13 protein-coding genes are annotated in these 6302 nt (G+C 64.6%); all 13 read left to right on the top strand.

Going from position 1 to position 6302, the window contains the following annotated elements; genetic code table 11:
• The coding region (locus BLQ61_RS16670; protein ID WP_072445389.1) for an EF-Tu C-terminal domain-related protein at positions 1-93 on the top strand (93 nt) is incomplete at its 5' end.
• Between the two features lie 30 nt (positions 94-123).
• The gene (gene rpsJ / locus BLQ61_RS16665; RefSeq protein WP_005796953.1) at positions 124-435 is read left to right on the top strand and encodes a 30S ribosomal protein S10; all 312 of its coding nucleotides are present in this window, start codon (positions 124-126) and stop codon (positions 433-435) included.
• A 265-nt stretch (positions 436-700) separates the two neighbouring features.
• Positions 701-1375, top strand: a complete 675-nt coding sequence (gene rplC, locus BLQ61_RS16660) for a 50S ribosomal protein L3 (RefSeq protein ID WP_091572934.1) — start codon at positions 701-703, stop codon at positions 1373-1375.
• Positions 1376-1996 (top strand): 50S ribosomal protein L4, encoded by a 621-nt coding sequence (rplD, locus tag BLQ61_RS16655; protein WP_091572932.1) that lies wholly within the window; start codon positions 1376-1378, stop codon positions 1994-1996.
• The gene (gene rplW / locus BLQ61_RS16650) at positions 1993-2328 is read left to right on the top strand and encodes a 50S ribosomal protein L23 (RefSeq protein ID WP_091572930.1); all 336 of its coding nucleotides are present in this window, start codon (positions 1993-1995) and stop codon (positions 2326-2328) included. The genes rplD and rplW overlap by 4 nt, the downstream gene beginning before the upstream one ends.
• Before the next feature lie 3 nt (positions 2329-2331).
• Entirely contained in the window at positions 2332-3156 is an 825-nt protein-coding gene (gene rplB, locus BLQ61_RS16645; RefSeq protein WP_091572928.1) for a 50S ribosomal protein L2, read from the top strand.
• A 12-nt stretch (positions 3157-3168) separates the two neighbouring features.
• Complete coding sequence (rpsS, locus tag BLQ61_RS16640) at positions 3169-3444, top strand: 30S ribosomal protein S19 (RefSeq protein WP_024001800.1); 276 nt, start codon at positions 3169-3171, stop codon at positions 3442-3444.
• Positions 3445-3456: 12 nt separating this feature from the next.
• The gene (gene rplV, locus BLQ61_RS16635; protein WP_013517324.1) at positions 3457-3789 is read left to right on the top strand and encodes a 50S ribosomal protein L22; all 333 of its coding nucleotides are present in this window, start codon (positions 3457-3459) and stop codon (positions 3787-3789) included.
• Positions 3790-3804: 15 nt separating this feature from the next.
• The gene (gene rpsC / locus BLQ61_RS16630) at positions 3805-4674 is read left to right on the top strand and encodes a 30S ribosomal protein S3 (RefSeq protein WP_091572926.1); all 870 of its coding nucleotides are present in this window, start codon (positions 3805-3807) and stop codon (positions 4672-4674) included.
• Positions 4675-4679: 5 nt separating this feature from the next.
• Positions 4680-5096, top strand: coding sequence for a 50S ribosomal protein L16 (gene rplP, locus BLQ61_RS16625; protein ID WP_013517326.1), 417 nt, complete (start codon positions 4680-4682; stop codon positions 5094-5096).
• 19 nt (positions 5097-5115) lie between these two features.
• A complete protein-coding gene (rpmC, locus tag BLQ61_RS16620) occupies positions 5116-5325 on the top strand; it encodes a 50S ribosomal protein L29 (protein ID WP_091572924.1) in 210 nt (69 codons plus the stop codon).
• A gap of 9 nt (positions 5326-5334) precedes the next feature.
• Complete coding sequence (gene rpsQ, locus BLQ61_RS16615; protein WP_091572923.1) at positions 5335-5604, top strand: 30S ribosomal protein S17; 270 nt, start codon at positions 5335-5337, stop codon at positions 5602-5604.
• Between the two features lie 132 nt (positions 5605-5736).
• Complete coding sequence (locus BLQ61_RS16610; RefSeq protein WP_091572921.1) at positions 5737-6246, top strand: peroxiredoxin; 510 nt, start codon at positions 5737-5739, stop codon at positions 6244-6246.
• The last annotated feature ends 56 nt before the right edge of the window (positions 6247-6302 follow it).

Genomic DNA, 6302 nt, shown 5'->3' with positions numbered 1-6302 from the left:
GCCCCCATCGCCATGGAAGAAGGCCTGCGCTTTGCCATCCGCGAGGGCGGCCGCACCGTCGGCGCCGGCGTCGTGGCCAAGATCATCGAGTAATCCGCGGATCGCATCCCTACAGGAAACACCATGTCCAAGCAAAAGATCCGTATCCGCCTGAAGGCCTTCGATTACAAGCTGATCGACCAGTCCGCTGCCGAGATCGTCGACACCGCCAAGCGCACCGGCGCCATCGTCAAGGGCCCCGTGCCCCTGCCGACGCGCATGAAACGCTTCGACATCCTGCGCTCGCCGCACGTCAACAAGACGTCACGCGACCAGCTGGAGATCCGCACGCACCAGCGCCTGATGGACATCGTCGATCCGACCGACAAGACCGTGGACGCGCTGATGAAGCTCGACCTTCCGGCCGGCGTGGACGTCGAGATCAAGCTGCAGTAATCCTGCTGGCTGCGATGCAGGGACTGGTGGCGCCGCAACGGCGCGGCTGGCCCCTTGCTTAACGCGGGCTTGCCTATTGGGCAAGGCCCGCGTTATACTTTGCGGCTTCGCGTTTTTGCGCGCCGGGCATTGCTGCCCGGGTTTGGCAAGAACAGCGGAGTTTCATCAACCTTCTTTCGTGCGCTTTCGCTTCTGGAAAAGGGAGCCGAGCGCAACGCCCGGGCCAATTGCAGTCGGGGCGGCGGAAGTTTCGGAGCAAAACCAAATGAGTCTGAGCAACTCCCTCGGGTTGCTGGGCCGCAAGGTGGGCATGATGCGCCTGTTCACCGATGACGGAGAAGCGATTCCCGTCACGGTGCTGGATGTGTCCAACAACCGCGTGACCCAGATCAAAACTCAAGCCAACGACGGCTACGTGGCCCTGCAGGTCACGTTCGGTGCACGCAAGGCCTCCCGCGTGACCAAGCCTGAAGCCGGCCACCTCGCCAAGGCGGGTGTCGAAGCCGGTGAAATCATCCGCGAGTTCCGCGTGACCGAAGAGACCGCAGGCAAGTACGCCGCCGGCACTGCGGTGCCCGTGGCCGACGTGTTCGCCGTGGGCCAGAAGGTCGACGTGCAGGGCACCTCGATCGGCAAGGGCTTCGCCGGCACGATCAAGCGCCACAACTTCGGCTCGCAGCGCGCCTCGCACGGCAACAGCCGTTCGCACAACGTGCCCGGCTCGATCGGCATGGCGCAGGACCCCGGCCGCGTGTTCCCCGGCAAGAAGATGACCGGCCACATGGGCGACGAGACCGTGACCACGCAGAACCTGGATGTGATCCGCATCGACGAGGCACGCCAGCTGCTGCTGATCAAGGGCGCCGTTCCCGGCTCCAAGGGCGGTTTCGTGACCGTCCGTCCGGCCATCAAGGCTAAGGCTTCCAAGGAGGCGAACTAAATGCAGCTCGAACTCCTGAATGACCAGGGCCAGGCCGCGTCCAAGGTGGACGTGCCCGAGACGGTCTTCGACCGTCAGTACAACGAATCCCTGATCCACCAGATCGTGGTGGCCTACCAGGCCAATGCCCGCCAGGGCACGCGCGCCCAGAAGGACCGCCAGCAGGTGCGTCACTCGACCAAGAAGCCCTTCAAGCAAAAGGGCACCGGCAACGCTCGCGCCGGCATGACCTCCTCGCCGCTGTGGCGTGGGGGCGGACGCATCTTCCCGAACCTGCCTGAAGAGAACTTCACGCAGAAGATCAACAAGAAGATGTACCGCGCCGGCATGGCGTCCATCCTGTCGCAGCTGGCCCGCGAAGGCCGTCTGGCCGTGGTGGACTCGCTGAAGCTGGAATCGCCGAAGACCAAGGTGCTGGCCGACAAGTTCAAGGCCATGAACCTGGAATCGGTCATGGTCATCGCCGACGAGGTCGACGAGAACCTGTACCTGGCTTCGCGCAACCTGAAGAACGTGTTCGTGGTCGAGCCGCGCTACGCCGATCCGGTGTCGCTGGTGCACTTCAAGAAGGTGCTGGTGACCAAGGGCGCCATCGACAAGCTCAAGGAGATGTTCGCATGAGCCGCGTCAATCCCACTCCCGCCGAGCGCCAGTTCGACGAAGGCCGCCTGATGCAGGTGCTGGTCGCCCCCATCGTGTCCGAGAAGGCCACCATGGCGGCTGAAAAAGCCAACGCCGTGACGTTCAAGGTGCTGCAAAACGCCACCAAGCCCGAGATCAAAGCCGCCGTCGAGCTGCTGTTCAAGGTCGAGGTCAAGGGTGTGTCCGTGCTGAACACCAAGGGTAAGGAAAAGCGCTTCGGCAAGTTCATGGGTCGCCGCGACAACGTGCGCAAGGCCTATGTGCTGCTCAAGGAAGGTCAAGAGCTGAACCTGTCCGGGGAGGCTGCGTAAACCATGGCTGTCATCAAACTCAAACCGACTTCCCCGGGCCAGCGCGGCGCGGTGAAGATCTCGCGCGACCACCTGCACAAGGGTGAGCCGTACGCACCGCTGCTGGAGCCCAAGTTCCAGAGCGCCGGCCGCAACAACAACGGCCACATCACCATCCGCCACCGTGGCGGCGGGCACAAGCACCACTACCGCGTGGTCGACTTCCGTCGCAACAAGGACGGGATCACGGCCAAGGTCGAGCGCATCGAGTACGACCCGAACCGCTCGGCGCACATCGCTCTGGTGTGCTACGCCGACGGCGAGCGCCGCTACATCATCGCTCCGCGCAACCTGGAAGTGGGCGCGACCATCGTCAGCGGCTCCGAGGCGCCGATCCGCGTCGGCAACACCCTGCCGATCCGCAACATCCCGGTGGGCTCGACCATCCACTGCGTCGAGCTGAAGGCCGGCGCCGGTGCCCAGATGGTGCGCTCGGCCGGTGCTTCCGCCACCCTGCTGGCGCGCGAGGGTCTGTACGCCCAGGTGCGCCTGCGCTCCGGCGAAGTGCGCCGCGTGCACATCGAGTGCCGCGCCACCATCGGCGAAGTGGCCAACGAAGAGCACAGCCTGCGCCAGCTCGGCAAGGCCGGTGTCAAGCGCAACATGGGCATCCGCCCGACCGTGCGCGGCATCGTGATGAACCCGGTTGACCACCCGATGGGTGGTGGCGAGGGCCGCTCCAAGAGCGGACGTCACCCGGTCGATCCATGGGGCAACCTGACCAAGGGCTATCGCACCCGCCACAACAAGCGCACGCAGGGCATGATTGTCTCGCGTCGCAAGAAGTAAGGACATCCGCAAATGACGCGTTCTCTGAAAAAGGGTCCGTTTGTGGACCATCACCTGCTGGCCAAGGTCGAAAAAGCCATCGCCACCAAGGATAAGAAGCCTGTCAAGACCTGGTCGCGCCGCTCCATGGTGCTGCCCGACTTCATCGGCCTGACGATTGCCGTGCACAACGGCAAGCAGCACGTGCCGGTGTACGTCACCGACCAGATGGTGGGCCACAAGTTGGGCGAATTCGCCCTGACGCGCACCTTCAAGGGCCATCCTGCCGACAAGAAGGCCAAGAAGTAAGGAAAACAGAACATGTCTGAAACACGTGCAGTTCTGCGGGGTGTGCGCCTGTCGGTGGACAAGGGCCGCCTCGTGGCCGATCTGATCCGCGGCAAGAAGGTGGACCAGGCGCTGGACATCCTGACGTTTACGCAGAAGAAAGCTGCCGGCATCGTCAAGAAGGTGCTGGAGTCGGCGATCGCCAATGCCGAGCACAACGACGGCGCCGACATCGACGAGCTGAAGGTCAAGACCATCTTCGTCGAGCAGGGCACCACGCTCAAGCGCTTCACCGCGCGCGCCAAGGGCCGCGGCAACCGCATCAGCAAGCCCACCTGCCACATCTACGTCACCGTCGGCAACTAAGGAAGAAGGCAGAACATGGGACAGAAAATCCATCCTACCGGCTTCCGCTTGGCGGTCAGCCGCAACTGGGCCAGCCGCTGGTACGCGAGCAACCGTGACTTCGCCGGCATGCTGGCCGAAGACATCAAGGTGCGCGAGTTCCTGAAGACCAAGCTCAAGAACGCCGCGGTCTCCCGCGTGCTGATCGAGCGCCCCGCCAAGAACGCCCGCATCACCATCTACTCGGCGCGTCCGGGCGTGGTGATCGGTAAGAAGGGCGAGGACATCGAGAACCTGAAGAAGGAACTCGCCACGCGCCTGGGCGTGCCGGTGGCCGTGAACATCGAGGAAGTGCGCAAGCCCGAAATCGATGCCAAGCTGATCGCCGACTCGATCACCCAGCAGCTGGAAAAGCGCATCATGTTCCGCCGCGCCATGAAGCGCGCCATGCAGAACGCGATGCGCCTGGGCGCCCAGGGCATCAAGATCATGTCCTCCGGCCGCCTGAACGGCATCGAGATCGCCCGCACCGAGTGGTACCGTGAAGGCCGCGTGCCGCTGCACACGCTGCGCGCCGACATCGACTACGGCACCTCGGAAGCCAAGACCACCTATGGCGTCATCGGCGTCAAGGTCTGGGTCTACAAGGGCGATACCCTGGGCCGTGGCGATCTGCCCGCCGAGACGCCGCGTCCTGACGAGGAGCGCCGCCCGCGTGGCCCGCGCCGCGACGGCCGTGGTGACCGCCGCGATGGCGACCGCCGTGGTGGCAGCCGCCGCCCGATGGGCACCAACGCCGCACCTGCCGATGGCAGCGACAAGCCCCAGGGCGCAGGTGCAGATCCCGTTAAGCGCGTAGCCAAGGCCGCGCCCGCTGCTGCCGCAGCGGACGGTAAAGGAGAGTAATCAACATGCTGCAACCCGCACGCCGCAAGTTCCGCAAGGAACAGAAGGGCCGCAACACCGGCATCGCCACCCGGGGCAACTCGGTGGCCTTCGGTGACTTCGGTCTCAAGTGCACCGATCGTGGCCGCCTGACGGCACGCCAGATCGAGGCTGCCCGCCGTGCCATCTCGCGCCACGTCAAGCGCGGTGGCCGCATCTGGATCCGCGTGTTCCCGGACAAGCCCATTTCCACCAAGCCCGCCGAAGTGCGTATGGGCAACGGCAAGGGCAACCCCGAGTACTACGTGGCCGAGATCCAGCCGGGCAAGGTCGTGTTCGAGATCGTGGGTGTGCCCGAGGAGCTGGCGCGCGAGGCGTTCCGCCTGGCCGCTGCCAAGCTGCCCCTGCGCACCACGTTCGTGGCCCGTCAGATCGGCGCTTGAAGAATAAAGAGAGTTCGATATGACGAAAGCTGCTGAACTGCGCAACAAGGACGAGGCCGGCCTGAAGGACGAGATCAAGTCGTTGCAAAAGGCCCACTTCGGCCTGCGCATGCAAAAGGCCACGCAACAGCTGGGCAACACTGCCACGCTGCGTGCCACGCGCCGCGACATCGCCCGCGCCAAGACCATCCTTGCCCAAAAGCAAGCCCAAGCCGTTGCCAAGGCCTAAGGAGCGAACATGACGGAAGCCAAAACATCCCTCAAGCGCACCCTGGTCGGCAAGGTGGTGAGCGACAAGCGCGCCAAGACCATCACCGTGCTGGTCGAGCGCCGCGTCAAGCACCCCATCTACGACAAGATCGTGGTCAAGTCGAGCAAGTACCACGCGCACGACGAGAACGGCGAGTACAAGCTGGGCGACACCGTGGAAATCACGGAAAGCCGCCCGCTGTCCAAGACCAAGAACTGGGTCGCCACGCGCCTGGTGCAAAAGGCCGCGCTGGTCTAAGCCCATTGCGGCTCCAGGCCGCAGCAGGCACCCGAAACGGCCCACAATGTGGGTCGTTTTTTTTCGCCCCGACCGCGCTGGCGGCGGGGCGGTTTTCTTCGTTCATCAACCAGCACCAACAAGGAGAAATACATGATCAAGATCGGTGACGCACTGCCTGCCGTGACCCTGGCCGAGTACCAGTACGCCGGCGAGGGCGCCTGCTCGACCACCGGCCCGCAGCCGGTGGACGTGCAAAAGGAAGCCGCCGGCAAGACCATTGCCCTGTTCGCCGTGCCCGGCGCGTTCACGCCCACCTGCTCGGCGCAGCACGTGCCTGGCTACGTCGAGCAGGCTGACGCCCTGAAAGCCGCCGGCGTGGACGAGATCTGGTGCCTGTCGGTGAACGACCCGTTCGTCATGGGTGCCTGGGCGCAGGACCAGAAGACCGCCGGCAAGGTTCGCATGCTGGCCGACGGCGACGCCGCTTTCGCCAAAGCCACCGGCCTGACGCTGGACCTGAACGGCAAGGGCCTGGGTCTGCGCAGCAACCGCTACTCCATGCTGGTCAAGGATGGCAAGGTTACCCAGCTGAACGTCGAGGGCCCGGGCCAGTTCGAGGTCAGCGACGCCAAGACCCTGCTGGGCCAGACCGCCGCCTGATCCAGGCCACTGCCGCGGCGCCCTGCCGGCGCCGTGCGTGAGACGCCGCGCCGCAC

This window comes from Oryzisolibacter propanilivorax (genome assembly GCF_900103645.1).
Taxonomy (GTDB): Bacteria; Pseudomonadota; Gammaproteobacteria; order Burkholderiales; family Burkholderiaceae_C; genus Melaminivora; species Melaminivora propanilivorax.
Note: the sequence above shows the minus strand (reverse complement) of the source record. Positions and strands in the feature narration are given on the sequence as shown.